The organism is Pseudomonas sp. S3_B11 (genome assembly GCF_054667715.1).
Map to the genome: position 1 here is coordinate 873,711 of NZ_CP162749.1, position 21,476 is coordinate 895,186.

Sequence of the window (21,476 nt, forward strand, 5' to 3'; positions counted from 1 at the left end):
CTTTTTCAGCCCCTGAAAAACATCTCTGGAAAACTGCTGCAATTGGACAGGCTTGGCTGGAATCGGATGTCGGGCGGGGTCTACCTCCGGTAAACACTGCCTGATCCTTTTTCCTACGTCGTTTAAGCCGTTTTCGCTCGTTTTAGAGATGCTTGGAAAATGCGGCAGTATCCGTTAAAGCCGAATGATGTTCAACACGTCGCCCGACAGGCTGATCTGAACGCCGGCCCCCCACAACGGATCGCGGCGCAAATCCTCGGAGACCTTGTACTGCCCGGCGATGGAGACCAGTTCAGCGCTCAATTGCTGACAGAAGATCCTGGCTTTCGTATCGCCCTTGACGCCGGCCAGCGCACGACCGCGCATCGGGCCGTATACATGGATGTTGCCATCGGCGAGAAGTTCCGCCCCCGGGCTGACCGAGGACACGATGACCAGATCGCCACCCTGGGCATAAATCTGCTGCCCGCCGCGCACTGGCGAGGTGATGACACGCGTCGGCTTGATGGTGGGCTCTGGTGGTTTTTCCGGGGCTTTCTTGGCTTCGACCGGGCTCAGCTCCAGCACGCGCTCCCGGGCGCCGGACGGCGGCAGCACCGGAATGTCCACGGCGATGGCGGCGGCGATGTCTTCGATGCGGCTGGCGCGGATCGCCAGGGTGCGCAGGCCGTGCTGGCGGCAAACGCGCATCAGGCCTGGCAGGTCCACCGCGCCTTCGCCGGCCGGCAGCTTGTCCAGGGCCAGCACCAGCGGTGCATTGCTGAAGAAGTTCGGGGCCTGGGCGACTTTGGCCGCCAACTGCCGGTCAAGGCCTTCCAGGTCGTTGCGGGCCAGCTCCAGCACCGTAATGGCGAGCATGCTGCCCTTCAGCTGGAACACGGGATCTTGGTCTAGCGGTTCGGTTTGGCTCATGGTCGGCGTACAACGGCTTGTCACTAAAAGTGCCGAGACTTATAACGAGATCGTCCGCCAGCCGCAACCCGGGTCGAACAATGTAGAATGCGCGGCCCATGTCCTAATGGAAGCTGTAATGGATCGCCCGCGTTTTCGAGCTGCATTTTTTCATCCGCGTTTCTGGCCGCTGTGGTGCGGCCTGGGCCTGTTGTGGCTGATCGTTCAATTGCCTTATCCGTTGTTGCTGCGGGTCGGTCGCGCACTGGGCGCGCTGATGTATCGAGTAGCCGGCGACCGACGGCGCATCGCCCGTCGCAACCTGGAACTGTGTTTCCCGCAAAAGTCCGCCGCCGAACGCAAGCGTCTGCTCAAGGAAAACTTTGCCTCCACCGGCATCGCCTTTTTCGAAATGGCCATGAGTTGGTGGTGGTCGCGTTCGCGCCTGGCGAAACTGGCCCATGTCGAAGGGCTGGAGCATCTCAAGCAGGCCCAGCGCGAGGGCAAGGGCGTGATCCTGATGGCACTGCATTTCACCACCCTGGAAATCGGCGCGGCCTTGCTCGGTCAGCAGCACACCATCGATGGCATGTACCGCGAGCACAAGAACCCGCTGTTCGACTACATCCAACGCCGCGGCCGCGAGCGGCACAACCTCGACTCCCTGGCCGTGGAGCGTGACGACGTGCGCGGCATGCTCAAGCTGCTGCGGGCCGGGCGGGCGATCTGGTATGCGCCGGACCAGGATTACGGCGCCAAGCAGAGCGTGTTCGTGCCGTTGTTCGGCATCCAGGCCGCGACGGTCACCGCCACCAGCAAGTTCGCCCGCCTGGGCAAGGCGCTGGTGGTGCCCTTCATCCAGGAACGCCTGGCCGACGGCAGCGGTTATCGCCTGGTGATCCAGGCCCCGCTGACGGATTTCCCGGGTGAGACCGAGGAGGCCGATTGCATCCGCATCAACCAGTGGGTCGAGCAGTCGGTGAGTGATTGTCCCGAGCAATACCTTTGGGCCCACCGGCGTTTCAAGAGCCGTCCACCGGGCGAGCCGAAGCTGTACGACAAACGCGGTTGAGTCGGTAGTCCGCCATTTTTCAGCAGCACCTTGAGCACGGAGCATTGCGATGACCCCAGCTGAACCGGTTACAGGTTTGATTCTTTCCGGCGGTGGGGCTCGAGCGGCGTATCAGGTGGGCGTACTGGCGGCCATCGCCGAATTGTTGCCGGACGGTGCGGACAATCCGTTCCCGGTGATCGTCGGCACGTCGGCCGGGGCGATCAACGCAGTCAGCCTGGCGAGCGGGGCGATGGATTTCAAGACCGCCATCGAGCGGCTGACGGCGTTCTGGCAAGCGGTGCGCAGCCATCAGGTCATGCGCAGCGACTGGCGGGGCGTGATCGCCCAGGCGACGCGTTTCATTACCCACAGTCTGTTGGGCCTGGGGGCCAAGTTACCGGTGGCGCTGATCGACAGTTCGCCGTTGCGCGAACTGCTCCAGGCCCAATTCCACGCCTCGGGCATCGAGCAGGCCATTGTCGAGCAGCAACTGCGCGCGGTGGCGGTGACGGCGTTCGGTTATGAATCCGGCCAGGCCGTTACCTTCTACCAGGGGCGCGGGACCATCGATGCCTGGCTGCGCCATCGACGTATCGGAGTGCCGACGCAGTTATCGGTGGAGCACCTGCTGGCCAGCTCGGCGATTCCCTTGTTGTTCGCGCCGGTCAGGATCGGCCCGCAATATTTCGGTGACGGCGCGGTACGGCAATCGGCGCCCATCAGCCCGGCCTTGCACCTGGGGGCCAATCGGGTGCTGGTGATCGGCGTCAGCGGCAACCCCCGTGGTGCTGGCGGGCAGGATCCCACCGAGCGCAGCTACACCGGCCTGCAACCGACCCTGGCGCAGATCGGCGGCCATATGCTCAACAGCACGTTCATTGACAGCCTGGAAAGCGACATCGAGTTGCTTGAGCGCCTGAATGGGTTCAGTCACCTGCTGCCCGATGACGTACCGGCCCACGCCCTCGGCGCGGCGCCGGTAGACGTGCTGGTGATTTCCCCGAGCCAGCCGATCGACGAAATCGCCGCCCGCCATCGCCAGGAACTGCCCCGTGCGTTGCGGTTATTCCTGCGCGGGCCGGGCGCGACCAAGACCAGTGGCGCAGGGGTGCTGAGTTACCTGTTGTTCGAGTCGGGGTATTGCAGCGAACTGATCGAGCTGGGACGCCAGGATGCGTTGGCGCAGCGTGAGGCGTTGAGTCGGTTTTTGGGGTTGGCATAAGGGATGTAAGCAGGTCCACCGCCATCGCGAGCAAGCTCGCTCCCACAGGAGATTTTGCGGTGGACGCTGAAACTGGGTCCAACACACAAACCCATGTGGGAGCGAGCTTGCTCGCGAAGGCGACTGAACATTCAACATTGATGTTGGCTGATGGTCCGCTTTCGCGAGCAAGCCCGCTCCCACAAGGGATTTGTGGTGAGCTCTGAACCTGAGGCTCAGTCAGGTCAGAAATGGTACTTCAGCAAGAAGCTGGTATTGCTCTGGTTGGTCTTGAACCCGTCGCTGTCTTCGATCCCGTACTTGTTCTTCCAGTAGTCATACTCCACGCCCACATACAACTGCTTGGCGCCGAGCTTCAATGCCTTGCCCAGGTCATATTTGATCTGCGGGTTGATGTGCAAGTTGGCGTGGTAGGTGCCCTTGGAGTTGGTGTCGTTGTCCACCACCCAGTCGATGAAACCGTCGATCAGGAGGTCGGATGAACCCATGGGGATGGTATAGGCCCAGGTCGGGGTGATCTGCCAGACGTTGTCGCCGGCGCGTGGGCCTTCGGTCTGGCGGTTGTAGAAGTTCAGCTGGAAGTAGTCGAAGCCGGGAATCGCCAGGTCGAAGCCCGGGCCGATCAGGTAGGACTCGTTGTCGCCTTCGCCGAACTCATACGTCATGGCCAGCAGCACATCCTTGATCGGGCCCAGTTCCAGCTTCTGGTCGAAGATCTTGCCGAACGACAGGCGTGGGCTGAACTCACCGTAGTAGGTGTTCGGGCCGGACTGGCTGTCGTCCTGGCCGTTGTAGAAGATCCGATCGAGGAAGAAGAAGTTGTCCCCGTATTTCCAGGCGTCGGCGTGTTCGAAGGTCACGGTCTGCTGGATGCGCGGGTTGACCTGGAAATCCTTGCCATACAGGTAGGTCAGGCTGTTGTTCTGCCACTGGAACAGGTCGTCGGCCATCGCTTGGCCGCCGGCCAACAAGGCTCCTGCGAGTATCAGGCTGGTGCACGTACGTTTCATTCGGTTTGCTCCCAAAGGTAAGTGGTACCGCTTTTTTTCAGGTCAGCGCTCTGGTGTGGCGCCTTTTTCCTCGGATAAAAAACATCCGTTCGGTCAGCTTTTTGCTTGTGGCCAGTGCTGATAGCAAGAGCTGAGCCAAGGTCAAAAAAGGCTCGTCCAGCTATTTGGAACAGTCGAAAAAGGTGTTTTCCAGAGACACCCGATATCCCCGTGATGCTGGGATAAGCTGGCGCCTCGGTCAGGATTCGATGATTTTTTACAGTGCTCGGATGCGAACGGCCGCGCAGGGTACGGGCTTGCCCTGACGGGCTCAAGTGCCCTGCAACGGCGCATTCGCGGCGAATTTGGGGCGCGGCTCAGTTGGTCCGCGCGCCCTGGTTGATCCACGCGCCGATCAGGTCGCGTTCCTGCTGGGTCATCTGGGTGATGTTGCCCAGGGGCATGATCTGGTTGGTCACGGCCTGGGCCTGGATGCGCGCGGCCTGTTGCTGGATCTGCTCTGGCGTATCGAACATCACCCCACCTGGTGCGGCGCTGAACAGCGGGCTGGTGGGCTTGGCCGAATGGCAGACCGAGCAGCGTTCCTGGATCACGCTGTGGACCTTCTCGAATGAAGGGCCCTGGGCGTTGGCGGCCTGGGTGGGCGCCGCTGTCGGTGCGGCGGGGGCCGTCGCCGGTTTTGCGCCACCACCCACTGCCGTTTCCGGCAACGGTTGGTACTCGATCACGCCAGCAGCCTTGGCCACCTCCGGTGCGGTGGGCATGGGCTTGGGACCTGTGACATAAGCCAGGCAGATCATCGCCAGGGCTCCGACCGGCAGCGTCCAGGCAAAGCGGTTGCTGTCATGGCGCGTGTTGAAGTAGTGGCGCACCAACACCGCCGCTACGGCGATCCCGGCCAGGATCAGCCAGTTGTACTGGCTGCCGTAGGTGCTCGGGAAATGGTTGCTGATCATGATGAACAGCACCGGCAAGGTGAAGTAGTTGTTGTGGCGCGAACGTAACAGACCCTTGGCCGGCAGTGCAGGATCGGGTGTGCGGTTCTCGGCGATGGCCGCCACCAGCGCACGCTGGGCCGGCATGATGATGCGGAACACGTTGCCGACCATGATCGTCCCGATGACCGCCCCGACGTGCAGGTAGGCGCCGCGACCGCTGAACACCTTGCTGAACCCGTAGGCCGCGGCGATCAACAGCACGAACAGGATCACGCCGAGCAGGGCAGGGCGCTTGCCCAGGGCCGAGTCGCAAAGAAAGGAATAGACGAACCAGCCGACGAGCAACGAACCGAGGCCCAGGGCGACGCCTTCGGGCCCGCTCAGGCTGCTGCCGGGGGCCAGCAGGTAGACGGTCGGGTTCCAATAGAACACCACGCACAACAGCGCGATGCCGGACATCCAGGTGAAGTAGGCTTCCCATTTGAACCAGTGCAGGTTGTCCGGCATGGAGGGAGGCGCGAGTTTGTATTTTTCCAGGTGGTAGATGCCGCCACCGTGGATGGCCCAGAGGTCACCGGCCAGGCCGCTCCTGGGGTTGACGCGATTGAGGTTGTTTTCCAGCCAGACGAAGTAGAACGACGCGCCGATCCAGGCCACGCCAGTGATCATGTGAACCCAGCGCACGCTCAGGTTCAGCCATTCCAGCATATGTGCTTCCACAGTCTTTACCTCTCGCCCGTCACGCTTGTCTTCGCGTGATCGGACCTTCTCTTATTGGTGGGGGGCGAGGATCAAGTACTCATCCTCTTGGAAAAAATGCTCATCGCAGTTATTGCCTGTGCCACTGCGATCAACCACCAGGAAGTCATCCCGCTTTTCGATCGTCAGCACCGGGTGGTGCCAGACGCCGCGATGGTAATTAATGCCCTGCCTGCCGTTGGTGACGAAGGCGCGGACCAAGCCTGATACAGGTGCATCGCCAAGTGGCGCGACCACGATCAGAAAGGGGTTGCCGAGCAGCGGAATGAACGCCTGGCTGCCCAGCGGATGGCGCTCCAGCATGCGCACGGTCAGCGGCATTTCCAGCGCGTCGGCGCGGAAGATGCTGATGATCGCCTTGTCGTCCGGCGTGGCGGTTTCCACCGTCGCCAGGCGATGGAAGCGCATGGTCGAACCGTTGTTGATCATGAAGTGATCGCTGCCGTCGGTTTCGATCACGTCACCGAACGGGGCGAAGGCTTCTTTGGTCAACGGTTCGATCTTGAGTGTGCGCATGCTGGTCTTCTTAATCTTTTGAGTTTGATCGTTCCCACGCTCTGCGTGGGAACGCCGCCATGGACGCTCCGCGTCCACTGTGACGCGGAGCGTCACGGTATGCATTCCCACGCAGAGCGTGGGAACGATCATCGCAATCTTACTTCGACACCTTGCCGAGCACCCGCAGGCGACTCACGCCACCATCCGGGAACACATTCAGGCGGATGTGGGTGATCGGCCCCAGCGCCTTGATCTGCTCGGCGAAGGTGTGTTCGGCGTGCATTTCCAGCTTCTGGCTCGGCAGCAGCTCACGCCAGAACAGCGATTGGGTTTCGATCTGGCTGTCGGTGCCGCCCTTGACGAACGCGCCCTGGATCGAGCAGCTGTCGGGATAGTTGCCCTTGAAGTGCAGGGTGTCGACGATGACTTTCTCGACCTCGCCGGCATGGCCCAGGGCGACGATCACCCAGTCATTGCCCGGGGTACGACGACGGGCGGTTTCCCAGCCGTCGCCCATGTTCACGCCACGACCCGGGTTGAGGATGTTGCTCATGCGGCCGAAGTGTTCGTCGGAGCAGGCCAGGGCACGGCCACCATTGAGGGCGGCAGCCAGGTCGATCTGTTCATTGTCGCCGACGGCCGACCAGTCGCGGTACGGAATGCCATAGACCCGCAACCGGGCCACGCCGCCATCGGGGTAGATGTTGAAGCGCAGGTGGCTGAAGGCCTGGTCGTTACTGATTTCGTGATAGTGGTGGCTGTTGCCTTGCAACTCGACGGCCGACAGCACTTCAGTCCACTGGGTGTTTTCGTCTGGCTCGCCTTCGGTCAGGAAGCAGGCTTCCAGGGAGGCCGACGGTGGGTAGTTACCGGTGAAGAATGAGGTGTCGATGTCCACGCCTTTGATCGAGCCGGCCACACCCAGGCGGATCACCGCGCTGTCATAGCCTTCGAAGCGCTTGCGCCGCGATTCCCAGCCGTCCATCCACTTGCCGTTGTCATCGAACACGCCCTCCTTCCATACGGCCGGGGTCGGTTGGAACAAACGGTTGGCGTCGGCGAACCAGTCATCGGTGACCGAAATGATCTTGGTGCCGAGGCGGGCGTCGGCCAGGTTGACGAACTTCTCGAAAGGTACGGCGTAAGCTTTCATTCTTCTTGTCTGCCTTTAAATAAGTTGGCTGGGGATGCTTGCAGGATCCTGGGGCTCAGGACTGCTCGCTAAAGGGTCAGTAGTCGGAACAACGCTATCTTGTTGATCTCTGCCAGCGCGCATTTGAATTCGGTGTCTACCGAATGATGGATGCGCGTTTCGAACGCCGCGAGGATCTGATGCCGGTTGCTGCCTTTTACCGCCATGATGAAGGGAAACTTGAACTTGGCCTTGTAGGCGTCGTTCAGCTCGGTGAAGCGCTGAAACTCATCGCTCGAGCATTGGTGAATACCGGCGCCGGCCTGTTCGTTCGTGCTGGCTTCGGTCAGTTGGCCCTGGACGGCGGCTTTGCCGGCCAGGTCCGGGTGAGCGTTGATCAGGGCCAGTTGGCTGGCGTGATCGGCACTCAACAGGATGTCGCTCATGCGCTGGTGCAGGGTTTCGATCTGGTCGATCGACGGGTCCTGGCCCAGGTCGAAAGCCTTTTCGGCGACCCATGGCGAATGTTCGTAGATATCGGCAAAAGCCCGGACGAAGGCTTCACGGCTCAAGGTGGATGGCTTGAGGGTCTGGAAGGCAGTCATTTCGAAGCTCCTGGTTTCGAAGCTTGCGGGCACGGGTGAGTCTGTTGCCAGTGGCGGGCGATGTCGACACGACGGCTGAACCAGACCTGTTCATGACCCTTGGCATATTCAAGGAAGCGCTTGAGGGACGCGAGGCGGGCAGGGCGGCCGATCAGGCGGCAGTGCAGGCCGATGGAGAGCATCTTGGGGGCTTCGGCGCCTTCGGCATACAGCACGTCGAAGGCGTCCTTGAGGTATTGGAAGAAATCATCGCCCTTGTTGAAACCCTGCACCTGGGTGAAGCGCATGTCGTTGGTGTCCAGCGTGTACGGGATCACCAGGTGCGGCTTGCCGTGGGGTGTGTTCGGTTCCCAGTAGGGCAGGTCGTCGTCGTAGGTGTCGCTGTCATAGAGAAAACCGCCTTCCTCCATGACCAGCCGGCGGGTATTGGGGCCGGTGCGACCGGTGTACCAACCCAGCGGACGCTCGCCAGTGATTTCGGTGAGGATGCGGATCGCTTCGAGCATGTGCTCGCGTTCCTGGGCCTCATCCATGTATTGGTAGTCGATCCAGCGATAACCGTGGCTGCAGATTTCGTGACCGGCGGCAACCATGGCGCGGATCACGTCCGGATGGCGCTGGGCGGCCATGGCCACGGCGAAAATGGTCAGCGGGATATCGAATTCCTTGAACAGCTTGAGGACCCGCCAGACCCCGGCACGGCTGCCATACTCGTAAAGCGATTCCATGCTCATGTTGCGCTCGCCCTGCAGCGGTTGCGCCGCGACCATCTCCGAGAGGAACGCCTCGGATTCCTTGTCGCCATGCAGGATGTTGCGCTCGCCGCCTTCTTCGTAATTGAGCACGAAGGACAGGGCGATGCGGGCATTGCCCGGCCACTGGGGATGGGGAGGGTTACTGCCGTAACCGATCAGGTCGCGTGGGTAGTCAGCGCTCACTGCAGTTTTCCTTCTTGTTCGAACCATGTGGGTGGCGCCCTGATGATGGATCATGGGCTGGCGTCACGACGATGGAGTGATTGTATACAACTTTATGTGCGATTTGTAAGCCTGATTTTTTGCATTTTTTACCGCTGTCCCCGGTTTGTCTACACTGCAAGAAACCTGCCCATCTGGTCAATTAATGGCCGGAAGAATGGTGTATCCGCTGGTTTGGCTTGAGATTGGGCAGGAACCTTTGTCGGAACGCGCATGGACTAAATATCTGTTTTTTATTGTGTACAATTTTATTTTAAAATGTCTTAATTCGCTCATCGCCGTGGCGTTTCGTGCTCCGAAACGGTGCGGCCTGTCTTTCAACTGATTCAGGAGGCGTCGGGCCGGACTGCACAGCAGCGAGGCGCGCACAATCAATGGGACGTTTGACTACTCACGTTTTGGATGCTGCACACGGCTGCCCAGGCAGCTCGATCAAGGTCGAGTTGTACCGCGTGGAAGGTTCGCAACTGCAACTGGTCGCCAGTGCGCTGACCAACAGCGATGGTCGCTGCGACGCGCCGCTGCTGCAAGGGGATGACTACCGTTCGGGCGTCTATCAGATTCAATTCCATGCCGGCGATTACTACCGCGCCCGTGGTGTCCAGTTGTCCGAGCCGGCGTTCCTGGATGTGGTGGTGCTGCGCTTCGGCATTTCGGCCGAGCAGGATCATTACCACGTACCCCTGCTGATTTCGCCTTACGCCTATTCCACCTATCGGGGCAGCTGACCCCCAAGCAGCTGCCTTGTCCTGGAAGCGACTGCGCATGGCGCTTCTTTGGTTTTTCGCCCGCTCACACTGCGGGCTTTTTTTCGTCCGTGGAAATGGGCTGTCTGGGAGGGACTCATCGTCGGATCGCCGCCCGGAGCAAGCTCGCTCCCACGCTGGATTTTGCCGCTCACAAAAAACCTGTGGGAGCGAGCTTGCTCGCGATGCTTTTGCTTTTTTAGCGGCTCAACAAGGAGGCTGCGCCCGCACCGCCAAATAATCCTGCGCTGATGCGGTTGAACCAGCCCTGGCCTTTCCCCGTACGCAGATACCGCGCCGCGCCATGGGCACCAAGGCCGTAGGCCAATTTGCACAGCAGGTCGAGTACGGTCCAGGTGGCGATCATGATCAGCAGTTGTGGCAGGAATGCTTGTTCGGCGCTCAAGAATTGCGGCAGGAAAGCGGCGAAGAACAGGATGTCTTTCGGGTTGCTGGCGCCCAATACGAACGCCCGGCCGAAGAGGGCGCGAAAGCGCGGGACGGCTGCGGCCTGGGGCACGTCGGCGCCTTGGGACGGTTGGCGTGATTGCTGCCAGCTCTGCCAGGCCAGGTAAAACAGGTACAGGGCACCGACAATCTTCAGGGCACTGAACAGCTGTTCCGACGCCATCAACAACGCACCGAGCCCCAGCGCCGAGGCACTCAGCAGGCAGATCGAAGCGATCACGCCACCCAGGAATGCCGGATACGAGCGGCGCAGGCCGTAGTTCAGGCTATTGCCGATCATCAACAACGACAACGGGCCGGGGATGAGGATCACCACCAAGGCGGCACCGCTGAACAACAGCCAGGTTTCCAGATTCATTGCTTTGCTCCTGATGTACAAAAGCCTCACCCATTGGGTGAGGCGGGTGAATACGGTGCCGCTTACAAGAAGATGAACTTGGCGATGAAGATCGCGCAGAGCACCCACAGGCTGACGGAGATTTCCTTGTGCTTACCGGTGCCTGCCTTGAGCACCACATAGGTGATGAAACCCAGTGCGATACCGTCGGCGACCGAGAACGTCAGGGGCATCATGATGGCCGTGACAATGGCCGGGATGCTGTCAGTCGCCTCGTCCCATTCGATGTGGGCCATGCCGCCCATCATCAGCATGGCAACGTAGATCAAGGCCCCGGCCGTGGCGTAGGCCGGGATCATCCCGGCCAGCGGTGCGAAGAACATGGCGGCAATAAATAGCACACCGACGGTCACCGCGGTAAGCCCCGTGCGGCCACCGGCGGCCACACCAGCGGCGCTTTCCACGTAGCTGGTCACCGGCGGCACGCCGACCATGGCGCCAAATACGCTGGAGGCGCTGTCGGCTTTCAAGGCGCGGGACAGGTTCTCGATCTTGCCATCGGCTTTCACCAGGCCGGCGCGCTGGGCAACGCCCATCAGGGTGCCGGCGGTGTCGAACATGTGCACGAACAGGAAGGCCAGCACCACGCTGATCATGCTGACGTTGAACACACCGGCCACGTCCATCGCCATCCAGGTGGGGGCCAGGCTCGGCGGTGTCGACATGACGCCGTTGTACTGCACCAATCCCAGGCCCCAACCGGCCAGGGTCACGGCGATGATGCTGATCAGGATTGCGCCGAACACGCGGTGATAACTGAGCACGGCGATCATCAGGAAGCACACTGCGGCCAACAATGGACCGGGCTCACGCAACGAGCCGAGCTTGATCAGGGTGGCGGGGCTGTCGACGATGATCCCGGCGGTTTTCAGGCCGATCAGCCCGAGGAACAACCCGACCCCCGCGCCCATGGCGAACCGCAGGCTCACCGGAATGCTGTTGAGCAGCCACTCCCGCACCCGTGACAGGGTCAGGACCATGAACAACACACCGGAAACGAATACCGCGCCCAACGCAGTTTCCCAGTTGTAGCCCATGGTGCCGACCACGGTGTAGGTGAAGAATGCGTTCAAGCCCATACCTGGCGCCAGGCCCACCGGCCAGTTGGCGTACAGTCCCATCAACAGGCAGCCCAGGGCCGCGGCGATGCAGGTGGCGACGAACGCGGCACCGTGATCGATGCCGGCGTCGGCCATGATGTTGGGGTTGACGAAGATGATGTAGGCCATGGTGATGAAGGTCGTCAGGCCGGCGATCAGCTCGGTCTTCACCGTGGTGCCATGCAAGCTGAGTTTGAAGATGCGCTCCAGCCAGCCACTGCGTAGTGGCGGCGAGAGGTCCAGCGTCCGGGCTTCGGGTTTGCGGCTTTCCACAGCGAGTACTCCTCAAGAGTCTTATTGTTATTTCCAGCACCGCACACGCCCTGGGGGTGGCTGCGATGCGCTGAGGCAGGTAAGGCTGGCGAAGTATGTTGACCTGTTGGTCAGGAACTCGCACGAAGCGAATTATGCTTTTGTATACAAATAAAGCAAATAATGTTTTCTGTGTTGTCGACGAAATGTCGGGCGATAGGGATATATCGCCCTGGCGGACGCTATCGCGAGCAAGCTTTGCTCCCACGGCGGGCGTCCACTGACCCTCTGTGGGAACAGTTTTGCTTCCAGCAGGTGTCCGCTGGGACCCTCTGTGGGAGCAAGGCTTGCCCGCGATGGCGATAGACCGGGCAATACACAGCTTGCAGAGGAAACTCAGTCGACAGCCACCTGACCCTTTCCCAGCCCCAGATTCACCGCCAACCACCCATCCACCGCCGCTTCCCCGGCCTCGGCAAACACCCGCTCCAGCAATTTCACCTGCTCACGCCGCAACGCCTGCTCGAACCGCTCGCCCTCGGCCGTCAGTTCCAGCAGCCGCTTGCGCTTGTCGGTCTCGGACGCGACGCTGTTCACCAGGTGCATTTCCATCAGCTGCCGCAACGGCATGTTCAGCGCCTGCTTGCTCACCCCGAGCACCGCCAGCAATTCCTTCACGCTCAATGACGGGTAGCGGGCGATGAAAAAAACGATGCGCTGGTGCACCCGGCTCAACCCGCGGCGCTCGAGCATTTCATCGGCCTTGGCGGTGAACGCCTGGTAACCGAAGAAAAACGCTTCCATGGCCATTTGTTGGGAAGTCGGGTTTTTAAGGTCAAGCATATTGACGTATCCACAGAGGTCGGCGTAATTTCGGTCAACCAGTTTGACTCATTATTCCCGTGCCCCGCTACAGGTGACCTCCATGGCTTTTTCCGAACGTGTCTCGCGCCTCAAAAGTTCTTTGATTCGAGAAATCCTCGCGGCAGCGCAGCGCCCTGAAGTGATGTCGTTCGCCGGCGGCCTGCCGGCCGAAGCCATGTTGCCGAAAGTGGAATGGGCGGCCATGCCGTTGTCCATGGGCCAGTACGGCATGAGCGAAGGCGAACCCGCCCTGCGCGAAGCCCTGGCGGCCCAGGCGCGGACGCTGGGTGTGGCTTGTGAGGCGAGTCAGGTGCTGGTTGTCTGCGGTTCCCAGCAAACCCTCGACCTGGCGGCCAAGCTGCACATCGACGTCGGTACGCAAGTGATGCTCGAAGCGCCGACGTATCTGGCGGCGTTGCAGATTTTCCAGCTGTTCGGCGCCGACTGCATCACCGTGCCCCTGGAGGCCGACGGCCCAGACCTGAAACAGTTGCGGGCCCGGCTGGAGCAGCATCGGCCAGCGTTCATCTACCTGATCCCGACGTTCCAGAACCCCTCGGCAGTGCGCTACAGCGAAGCCAAGCGCGATGCGGTGGCGGCGCTGTTGGACGAGTTCGACGTGACCCTGATCGAGGACGAACCCTACCGCGAGCTGACGTTCGATGGCGGCAGTGCCACGCCAATTGTCAGTCGCTTGAAGAAGGCCAGCTGGATCTACACCGGCACCGTGTCGAAAACCCTGTTGCCGGGGCTACGGGTGGGCTACCTGATCGCCAGCCCGGATCTGTTCCCGCACCTGCTGCGGCTCAAGCAGTCGGCGGACCTGCACACCAATCGCATCGGCCAATGGCAGGCGCTGCAATGGATCGGCACCGAGCAGTACCGCAGCCATTTGAGTGAGTTGAGGGATTTCTATCGGGATCGTCGCGACCGCTTTCAGGCGGCGCTGCACAAGCATTTTGCCGACATCGCGGACTGGAGCGTGCCCCAGGGTGGGTTGTTTTTCTGGCTGACTCTCAGGCAACCGCTGGACACCCGCACCTTGCTCCCCGCCGCGCTGGCGGCCGACGTTGCGTTCATGCCGGGGGAACCGTTCTTCCCTGAACCGGACCAGCATCCGGGGCACTTGCGCTTGAACTTCAGCCACATCGATCCGGCGCGGTTGGATGAAGGGCTCAAGCGGTTGGCGGGGGTGGTGCGGGAGGCGTTGGCTGCAAAGGCAGCCTGATATCAGGGGGCTTTGCGGTGGCTGTCCGGGCCCCATCGCGAGCAAGCTCGCTCCCACAGTGGGCCTTGGTGAATGCTGGATTTGTATCCACCACTGTCCCCTGTGGGAGCCGAGCTTGCTCGCGATGAGGCCAGTCGTCGCACTAGAAAACTATCAGGCTGCCGAGAACCGCTTATCCAGATAATCAATGATCACCTTGGACTCATACATCCAGGTGGTCTCGCCATTTTCTTCAATCCGCAGGCACGGCACCTTGATCCGGCCGCCTTGCTCCAACAGGGCCTGGCGATCCTGCTCGTTGTTTTTCGCATCGCGCAGGGCCACGGGTACGTTGAGGCGGCGCAGGGTGCGGCGGGTTTTCACGCAGAACGGGCAGGCGTGGAACTGATACAGCGTCAGGCTGCGAGCGGCCTGCTCGACCTGCGCCTGGGCCTCGGTCGGGCGCTGTTTCTTGCCCGGGCGGGTGATGAAGTCGATGAAGATGATGAGCTGGCCCAAGCCAACCCGAAGCGCTTTGACGATCACGGTATTAAGCCTCGCGGCAGGGAAGAAGAGGGCGCGCAGCTTACCTGATTTTTCACAGGCGAAAAAAAACCGGCGATCAATGCCGGTTTTCTTCGTGCGACGGATTACTTGATGAGGCTGAGGAATTCGCTGCGAGTGGCGGCGTTTTCCCGGAACTCGCCGAGCATCACCGAGGTGATCATCGAGGAATTCTGCTTTTCCACACCGCGCATCATCATGCACATGTGCTTGGCCTCGATCACCACCGCCACGCCCAGGGCGCCAGTCACTTGCTGGACCGCATCGGCGATCTGGCGGCTGAGGTTTTCCTGGATCTGCAGGCGACGCGCATACATGTCGACGATGCGCGCGACTTTCGACAGCCCCAGCACCTTGCCGCTCGGGATGTAGGCCACGTGAGCCTTGCCGATGAAAGGCAGCAGGTGATGTTCGCACAACGAGTACAACTCGATGTCCTTGACCAGCACCATCTCGCTGTTGTCGGAGCTGAACAAGGCACCGTTGGTGACTTCTTCCAGGGTCTGTTCATAACCGCGGCAGAGGTACTGCATGGCCTTGGCAGCACGCTTGGGCGTGTCGAGCAGGCCCTCGCGGGAAACGTCCTCGCCCAGTTGGCCGAGAATCGCGGTGTAATTCTGTTCCAGAGACATGAAACTACCTGTGGGATTTTACGCAAAGGGCAAGGGTACGGTGGCGGACACGGCGCTGCAAGCTCGGCAAGCGAGGGCTATTCGTCGCGGCCTTCCATCATGGTGCGCTTGAGCATCACGTAGACCGCCCCGGCGCCGCCGTGTTTTGCCTGGCAGGAGGTGAAGCCCAACACTTGTGGGTGCTGGCGCAGCCAGGTGTTGACGTGGCTCTTGATCATCGGCCGCTTGCCGTCCAGGCGCACGGCTTTGCCATGGGTGACGCGCACGCAGCGGATTTCGAACTTGGTGGCTTCGGCCAGGAATGCCCAAAGGGTTTCCCGGGCTTTTTCAACGCTCATGCCGTGCAGGTCGAGGCTGCCCTCGAAAGGGATCTGGCCGACCTTCAGCTTGCGCATCTGGCTTTCCTGGACACCGTCGCGTGCCCACATCAACTCGTCTTCCGGTCCGACGTCGATCACGAACTGATCGGACAGGCCATCCACGGTCGTAGCGTCGGTGCGCACGGTGGCGGCCTGGCGCAGCTTGGCGATTTGCGCGCGATCGGCCTTGGGCTTGCCGGTTTCGGCGCGGTCGTGCTTGATCGGTTTTACGCCCTGGATCGCACTTTTGAACAGGGAAAAGTCGTCGTCTTGCATGTCAGCCTCCGCGAAGGCCGGCCAGTTTACCCAACTCTGGCGGGATCAGGCGCGACAAAACGTCGGATGGCGGGTCAGTCGTGCTTTTTCATCAGGTGCGGAGCCATGGCCAGCTCCAGGGATTGGCGGGCGCGACGGCGGCAGCGGCGCCAGAGCCAGACGCCCAGCAACAACACGAAAAGACCGACTGCCAGGATGATCGCCGAACCCAGTGGGGTGGCGTTCAACTCACCCAGTGCGGGCGGGCGGCCCAGCAGGCTGGCGGCACCGGCCATGGCCAGCAGCACACCGAATGTTGCCAGTAGCGCAGCGATTGCCGCGCCAAAACGAAACCGCCAGTTGCTCGGGCCCTTGGGCCGCAAGCGACGTGCGTCAAAACCATCGGATAACTTCATTCCGACCTTCCTCAATGGGTATCGGCCCTTCGACCGGAAGATGTTCGGGTTGTTCCTGACAGTATGGCAATTGCGGCAAATGAGAGGCTTTTGCGGATGAGCGGCGGGAGTGGCCGCTCATCAAGGCGAATCAGATGAAGTCACGAGTCAACGCCAGGGTGGCGAAGTTGTCCGCCATGATCGCCATTTCGGTCTGCTGAACGTGTTCGGCGCTGAGGACGCCGCCCTTGTATGGCAGGTCGCGGGTGGCGCAGGCGTCTTCCACCAGGGTACAGCGAAAGCCCAGGTTCTTGGCGGCGCGCACGGTGGTGCTGACGCTGGAGTGGCTCATGAACCCGCACACGATGAGGTCCAGGGGGCCGAAGTCTTCCAGGCGCTTTTTCAACTCGGTGCCGTGGAAGGCGCTGGGCAGCAGCTTTTCGATCACGGTTTCGTCGGCTTGGGGTTCGAGGCCGGGAATGAACTCCCCGCGCTCGCCTTGCGGGTCGAACAGCCCGCCATGGGTGCCCAGGTGGCGCACATGCACGATCGGCCGACCGGCTGCACGGGCCGCACCGAGCAATTGCTTGATGTTCGCGACGGCTGCATCCATGCCGCTCAGGGCCAGGGGGCCGGCGAGGTATTCTTTCTGGGCATCGATGATGATCAGGGTCGCTTGACTCAGGTTGGCCGCTGCATAACCACGGCCGCTGAGTTGAAACATCGTTTTTGGAACGGACATTCTGGGGCTCCTTCGAGTGGGGCTTTTGCGACATTGTCCTCTGGCTGAGCGGTTCTGTGAATCGCTTCCATCGCAAGGGCCGCCGTTGCTGGCCTACAGCCTTGTCAAGATGCTCATCTTGTTCAATAGGCGGATCAAAAAACGGATAATTCCTACGATTGGTCCGGGGTTTTTCGTTCGTCATCGGGGCGTGTTTGGGTGGGGCCGCGTTTGGCTGGTAGACTCGCCCGTCGATTTTTCTGGAGTTTGCCGCCGTGATCACTTCCCGTCTCCGTACCCTGCGCGACCATATCCGTTGGGCCGTCAGCCGTTTCCATGGGGAGGATCTGTTTTTCGGTCATGGCACCGACAATGCGTGGGACGAAGCCCGGCAACTGGTGTTGGGCGCATTGCACCTGCCATGGGAAATTGCCGACAGCTATCTGGACTGCCGTCTTGAAGACGAAGAACTGGTCCATGTGCAGCGCCTGCTGCGCCGGCGTATCACCGAGCGTGTGCCAACCGCCTATTTGTTGGGTGAGGCCTGGTTCTGCGGGATGTCGTTCATCGTCGACGAGCGCGTGCTCATTCCGCGCTCACCCATCGGCGAACTGATCGAAAAGCATTTCGAGCCGTGGCTGGGCCAGGAGCCGGCACGAATTCTTGATCTGTGCACCGGTTCCGGCTGCATTGGCATTGCCTGTGCCTATGAGTTCCCGGAGGCCGAGGTGGTGCTGGCCGACCTGTCGTTCGAAGCGCTGGAAGTGGCCAACCAGAACATCGAGCGCCATGGCGTCGATGAGCGCGTGTTCACGGTCCAGGGCGATGGTTTCGACGGTCTGCCGGGGCAACGTTTCGACTTGATCGTGTCGAACCCGCCCTACGTCGATGCAGAAGATTTCGCCGACATGCCGCAGGAATACCAGCACGAGCCGGAGCTGGGCCTGGCTTGTGGCGATGACGGCTTGAACCTGGTGCGCCGGATGCTGGCCGAGGCGGCCGATCATCTGACCGAGAAGGGGTTGTTGATTGTCGAGGTGGGCAACAGCCAGGTGCACGTCGAGGCGTTGTACCCGGAAGTCGATTTCGCCTGGCTCGACTTCGAACGCGGCGGCCATGGTGTGTTCATGCTCAGTGCCGAACAGTGCCGCCAACACCAGGGGTTGTTTGCTTCGCGGGTTTGATCCCCCTTATCCATCTGGGTGCACCCACTGTGGGAGCGAGCTTGCTCGCGATGGCGTCGGATCAGCAGCATTGAAGTTGGCTGATTCACCGCTATCGCGAGCAAGCTCGCTCCCACAGGGTTGTTCAGGCGCTGTCGGGCTTAATGCCGCGTCGCAATCCAGATCAGCAACCCCGCCTGGAACATGGCGAAGGCCACCAGGCAGGTGATGGTGAAGCGCAGGCCGGCGTCTTCGCGCTTGAACTTGGTGACCTTTTCTTCCTGCTGCTTGAGTTTGACTTCCTGTTCCGCCAGGTTCTGCTCGGCCTGTTGCAGCATCTGCGCCGCTTCAAGGATTTCCACGAATTGCAGCTTCTCGGTGTTCCAGTCCCCGAGCAGATCGCCAACGTGGGTTGGCTTGACGCTGCCCTTGAGGTGCTGGGCATCGGCATAGACCACCTCGAAGCCCTGGGCCTTGAGAAAGCGGTCGCGGCGCAGGCGAGTGTCTTCGTTCAGGGCGTCCTTGTTATCCAGGTCGGTGCCGTCTACCCGGTAGGCCGACCAGCGTTTCTTGGCCCAGGTGATGCCCTGGGCCGCCAGGAAACGGCCGATGCCACGGTTGGACGGCTCGACTTGCAGGTTGTCCGGGGAAAAAAACAGGCGTTTTTCGACGTGGTCGGCCCAGACGTCCAGGTGATTCTGTTCCTTGCGCACGCGCTGGTTCGGCAACTGGATGCTCATGCGCAGCAGGCTGCGTTCCTTGCTGTGGCGCTCGACATAGCTGAACTCGACAAACCGCAGCGGCCGCACACCGGTGGCGCGGTCGGTCTTGAGCGGCGCCAGCCGGAGCATTTTGTGATGCTCGGTATGCACGTCGGCCCACGGCAGCTCTACCGCAGGCGAGGCGGGAGCTTCGGCAGCGGTGTTGGGAGAAGTTTCAGTTTCAGTCATAACGGCAAAAATCCTGTCCAGGCCGGCGGGTCGGCAGCCATAGCGCTGCCCGACACCGGGCTATCGGCCGTTTTTGCCAGTCCTGAAGCTAAATCGACTAAAACCGCCTAACGCGCGGCTAACGAGTCAATAAAACGCAGAATTCGCGAACCAAGCTCGGCCGCCAGGGGCAGGTTGGGATCCTTGTAGGAGGCCAGTTGCCGTTTCACGTCGTTGGGCACGATGCGCATCACGTGGTTCATGCCCTCGATCAACGCCAGTTCGGCATCGGGCTTGGCGGCTTTCAACTGCCTGGCGTCATCGACGCTGACCTGGATATCGCTGCTGCCCTGGATGATCAAGGCCGGCATTTTCAACGCCGCGAAGGCCTGGGCCGGGTCCTGGCGGAACAGCGAGATCAGGTAGGGCTGCACGCTGGGGCGGAAAATGACCTGCAGCTGTGCCGGTACGTTGTCATCGAGGCGACCGGCCTTGAGGCTGTCGAGCAGCTCGTTGCTGCGCAACATCAGCGGCGGTGGCAGGCGGTTGCTCAGTTGTTGGCGCAGCACCTGGTCGATCGGTCGGGCGCTGCCAGACAGCGAAATCACCGCCGCCGCGTTGGCCTGGGGCGCGGCGAGGCTGGCGATCAATGCGCCTTCGCTGTGGCCCAGCAGGATCAACGGGCCCAGTCGCGGATCGGCGGCGAGCTTGTGGCTCCAGGCCACGGCATCGGCCACATAGGCCTCGACGCTCAGGTTGCGTTCGTCCGGTGTCGCCGCGAGGCTGGCCGCTACACCGCGTTTGTCATAGCGCACGCTGGCAATGTTGTGTTTGGCCAAGACCCAGGCCAGGCGCTTGAGGCTGTCGTTGCGCCCACCGTCGGGGTTGTTGCCGTCGCGATCTGTAGGACCTGACCCGGAAATGATCAGGACAACCGGCACCGGCGTGTCGGACTTGGGCAGCAACAACGAGCCGAAAAGCTCACCATTGCCCGTATCGAGGCTGATTGGGCGTTGCAGCACCGTGGCCTGGGCCAGGCCGCAAAACAGGCCGGTGAACAAGGTAAGGCTTAAGGCAAGCAGCTTTAACATCATCACGCCATTAGTTGCGAAGGTGCCGGTTGGACTGGTGGCCGCCGATAAGGTTCGAGGATGAACTACGCGGGGAGCCTGCGTATACTGGCGCGCATTACGAATCCAAGGTTGAGTCTCTCAGCGATTTCACGGAGCACCCTGCATGTCCGGCAATACCTACGGCAAGCTGTTCACTGTCACCACCGCGGGCGAAAGCCATGGCCCGGCGTTGGTCGCCATTGTCGACGGCTGCCCGCCGGGCCTGGAGATTTCCCTGGACGACCTGCAGCGTGACCTGGACCGGCGCAAGCCCGGCACCAGCCGCCACACCACCCAGCGCCAGGAAGCCGATGAAGTCGAAATCCTGTCTGGCGTGTTCGAAGGGCGCACCACCGGCTGCGCCATCGGCCTGTTGATCCGCAACACCGACCAGAAGTCCAAGGACTACTCGGCCATCAAGGATCTGTTCCGCCCAGCCCACGCCGACTACACCTACCACCACAAATACGGTGAGCGCGATTACCGTGGCGGCGGTCGCAGCTCGGCGCGGGAAACCGCCATGCGCGTGGCGGCCGGGGCGATCGCCAAGAAGTACCTGGCCAGCCAGGGCATCGTCATTCGTGGCTACATGAGCCAGTTGGGCCCCATCGAAATCCCGTTCAAGACCTGGGACTCGGTGGAACAGAACGCGTTCTTCTGCCCCGACCCGGACAAGGTGCCAGAACTTGAGGCCTACATGGATCAACTGCGTCGGGACCAGGATTCGGTCGGCGCGAAGATCACCGTGGTCGCCGAAGGGGTGATGCCTGGCCTTGGCGAGCCGATCTTCGACCGCCTCGACGCCGAGCTGGCCCACGCGCTGATGAGCATCAATGCGGTGAAAGGCGTGGAGATCGGCGCCGGTTTCGCCTGCGTTGCCCAGCGCGGCACCGAGCACCGTGACGAACTGACCCCGCAAGGTTTCCTGAGCAACAATGCCGGCGGCATCCTCGGCGGCATTTCCTCGGGCCAGCCGATCGTGGCGCACCTGGCCTTGAAGCCAACGTCCAGCATCACCACGCCGGGCCGCTCCATCGACATCCATGGCAACCCGGTGGACGTCATCACCAAGGGCCGTCACGATCCGTGCGTCGGCATCCGCGCCACGCCCATCGCCGAGGCGATGATGGCGATCGTGCTGATGGATCACCTTCTGCGTCATCGCGGCCAGAACGCCGACGTTCGCGTCAGCACTCCGGTGCTGGGGCAGCTTTGATGGTTGGCCT

The 21,476-nt window shown here is 61.4% G+C and carries 23 protein-coding genes; 6 read left to right on the top strand and 17 right to left on the bottom strand.

What is annotated here, in order from left to right; translation table 11 throughout:
• Positions 1-174: 174 nt before the first annotated feature.
• Positions 175-912 (bottom strand): septum site-determining protein MinC, encoded by a 738-nt coding sequence (gene minC / locus AB4O22_RS04060; RefSeq protein ID WP_003204540.1) that lies wholly within the window; start codon positions 910-912, stop codon positions 175-177.
• Positions 913-1,030: 118 nt separating this feature from the next.
• On the opposite strand from minC, the gene AB4O22_RS04065 reads away from it, so the two are divergent.
• Positions 1,031-1,963 carry a lipid A biosynthesis lauroyl acyltransferase gene (locus tag AB4O22_RS04065; protein WP_003204537.1) on the top strand — a complete coding sequence of 311 codons (933 nt, stop codon included), beginning with the start codon at positions 1,031-1,033 and terminating at the stop codon, positions 1,961-1,963.
• A gap of 49 nt (positions 1,964-2,012) precedes the next feature.
• Positions 2,013-3,167: a patatin-like phospholipase family protein gene (locus AB4O22_RS04070; protein ID WP_223472368.1), complete on the top strand. Its 1,155-nt coding sequence runs from the start codon at positions 2,013-2,015 to the stop codon at positions 3,165-3,167.
• A gap of 224 nt (positions 3,168-3,391) precedes the next feature.
• Here the strand turns inward: AB4O22_RS04070 and AB4O22_RS04075 are convergent, their stop codons facing one another.
• The 6 genes from AB4O22_RS04075 to puuE form a co-directional block, all read right to left on the bottom strand.
• On the bottom strand, positions 3,392-4,177 hold the full coding sequence (locus tag AB4O22_RS04075; RefSeq protein ID WP_214509621.1) for an outer membrane protein OmpK: 786 nt from the start codon (positions 4,175-4,177) through the stop codon (positions 3,392-3,394).
• Positions 4,178-4,533: 356 nt separating this feature from the next.
• Complete coding sequence (locus AB4O22_RS04080; RefSeq protein ID WP_223472367.1) at positions 4,534-5,835, bottom strand: urate hydroxylase PuuD; 1,302 nt, start codon at positions 5,833-5,835, stop codon at positions 4,534-4,536.
• Between the two features lie 51 nt (positions 5,836-5,886).
• Positions 5,887-6,390, bottom strand: a complete 504-nt coding sequence (locus tag AB4O22_RS04085) for an ureidoglycolate lyase (protein ID WP_223524699.1) — start codon at positions 6,388-6,390, stop codon at positions 5,887-5,889.
• 139 nt (positions 6,391-6,529) lie between these two features.
• The gene (gene alc / locus AB4O22_RS04090; protein WP_003204527.1) at positions 6,530-7,525 is read right to left on the bottom strand and encodes an allantoicase; all 996 of its coding nucleotides are present in this window, start codon (positions 7,523-7,525) and stop codon (positions 6,530-6,532) included.
• Between the two features lie 68 nt (positions 7,526-7,593).
• A complete protein-coding gene (gene uraD, locus AB4O22_RS04095) occupies positions 7,594-8,109 on the bottom strand; it encodes a 2-oxo-4-hydroxy-4-carboxy-5-ureidoimidazoline decarboxylase (RefSeq protein ID WP_003204525.1) in 516 nt (171 codons plus the stop codon).
• Positions 8,106-9,047, bottom strand: coding sequence for an allantoinase PuuE (gene puuE / locus AB4O22_RS04100; RefSeq protein ID WP_003204523.1), 942 nt, complete (start codon positions 9,045-9,047; stop codon positions 8,106-8,108). The genes uraD and puuE overlap by 4 nt, the downstream gene beginning before the upstream one ends.
• 413 nt (positions 9,048-9,460) lie before the next feature.
• On the opposite strand from puuE, the gene uraH reads away from it, so the two are divergent.
• On the top strand, positions 9,461-9,814 hold the full coding sequence (uraH, locus tag AB4O22_RS04105; RefSeq protein WP_014339674.1) for a hydroxyisourate hydrolase: 354 nt from the start codon (positions 9,461-9,463) through the stop codon (positions 9,812-9,814).
• 217 nt (positions 9,815-10,031) lie between these two features.
• Here the strand turns inward: uraH and AB4O22_RS04110 are convergent, their stop codons facing one another.
• From AB4O22_RS04110 to AB4O22_RS04120, 3 genes are all read right to left on the bottom strand, one after another.
• Positions 10,032-10,658 (bottom strand): LysE family translocator, encoded by a 627-nt coding sequence (locus AB4O22_RS04110; protein ID WP_003204515.1) that lies wholly within the window; start codon positions 10,656-10,658, stop codon positions 10,032-10,034.
• 62 nt (positions 10,659-10,720) lie between these two features.
• On the bottom strand, positions 10,721-12,070 hold the full coding sequence (locus tag AB4O22_RS04115; RefSeq protein ID WP_003204513.1) for an NCS2 family permease: 1,350 nt from the start codon (positions 12,068-12,070) through the stop codon (positions 10,721-10,723).
• A 375-nt stretch (positions 12,071-12,445) separates the two neighbouring features.
• Positions 12,446-12,892, bottom strand: coding sequence for a MarR family winged helix-turn-helix transcriptional regulator (locus AB4O22_RS04120; protein ID WP_057452451.1), 447 nt, complete (start codon positions 12,890-12,892; stop codon positions 12,446-12,448).
• 82 nt (positions 12,893-12,974) lie between these two features.
• Here AB4O22_RS04120 and AB4O22_RS04125 point away from each other — a divergent pair, with 82 nt between their 5' ends.
• Positions 12,975-14,141, top strand: coding sequence for an aminotransferase-like domain-containing protein (locus AB4O22_RS04125; RefSeq protein WP_223472364.1), 1,167 nt, complete (start codon positions 12,975-12,977; stop codon positions 14,139-14,141).
• A 153-nt stretch (positions 14,142-14,294) separates the two neighbouring features.
• Here the strand turns inward: AB4O22_RS04125 and AB4O22_RS04130 are convergent, their stop codons facing one another.
• The 5 genes from AB4O22_RS04130 to AB4O22_RS04150 form a co-directional block, all read right to left on the bottom strand.
• The gene (locus AB4O22_RS04130) at positions 14,295-14,666 is read right to left on the bottom strand and encodes a glutathione S-transferase N-terminal domain-containing protein (protein ID WP_003204508.1); all 372 of its coding nucleotides are present in this window, start codon (positions 14,664-14,666) and stop codon (positions 14,295-14,297) included.
• Between the two features lie 104 nt (positions 14,667-14,770).
• Positions 14,771-15,316: a GTP cyclohydrolase I FolE gene (gene folE, locus AB4O22_RS04135; RefSeq protein WP_003204506.1), complete on the bottom strand. Its 546-nt coding sequence runs from the start codon at positions 15,314-15,316 to the stop codon at positions 14,771-14,773.
• Positions 15,317-15,393: 77 nt separating this feature from the next.
• The gene (locus tag AB4O22_RS04140) at positions 15,394-15,951 is read right to left on the bottom strand and encodes a Smr/MutS family protein (protein WP_003204497.1); all 558 of its coding nucleotides are present in this window, start codon (positions 15,949-15,951) and stop codon (positions 15,394-15,396) included.
• Positions 15,952-16,025: 74 nt separating this feature from the next.
• Positions 16,026-16,346, bottom strand: coding sequence for a hypothetical protein (locus AB4O22_RS04145; RefSeq protein ID WP_003204495.1), 321 nt, complete (start codon positions 16,344-16,346; stop codon positions 16,026-16,028).
• 130 nt (positions 16,347-16,476) lie between these two features.
• Positions 16,477-17,067: a cysteine hydrolase family protein gene (locus AB4O22_RS04150; RefSeq protein ID WP_003204493.1), complete on the bottom strand. Its 591-nt coding sequence runs from the start codon at positions 17,065-17,067 to the stop codon at positions 16,477-16,479.
• A 254-nt stretch (positions 17,068-17,321) separates the two neighbouring features.
• Here AB4O22_RS04150 and prmB point away from each other — a divergent pair, with 254 nt between their 5' ends.
• Positions 17,322-18,230, top strand: a complete 909-nt coding sequence (gene prmB, locus AB4O22_RS04155; RefSeq protein WP_003204491.1) for a 50S ribosomal protein L3 N(5)-glutamine methyltransferase — start codon at positions 17,322-17,324, stop codon at positions 18,228-18,230.
• Positions 18,231-18,370: 140 nt separating this feature from the next.
• Here the strand turns inward: prmB and AB4O22_RS04160 are convergent, their stop codons facing one another.
• Positions 18,371-19,159 carry an N-acetyltransferase gene (locus AB4O22_RS04160; protein WP_003204489.1) on the bottom strand — a complete coding sequence of 263 codons (789 nt, stop codon included), beginning with the start codon at positions 19,157-19,159 and terminating at the stop codon, positions 18,371-18,373.
• Between the two features lie 107 nt (positions 19,160-19,266).
• Positions 19,267-20,232, bottom strand: a complete 966-nt coding sequence (locus AB4O22_RS04165; RefSeq protein ID WP_003204487.1) for an alpha/beta hydrolase — start codon at positions 20,230-20,232, stop codon at positions 19,267-19,269.
• A 142-nt stretch (positions 20,233-20,374) separates the two neighbouring features.
• On the opposite strand from AB4O22_RS04165, the gene aroC reads away from it, so the two are divergent.
• Positions 20,375-21,466, top strand: a complete 1,092-nt coding sequence (gene aroC, locus AB4O22_RS04170; protein ID WP_003204486.1) for a chorismate synthase — start codon at positions 20,375-20,377, stop codon at positions 21,464-21,466.
• Positions 21,467-21,476: the final 10 nt, after the last annotated feature.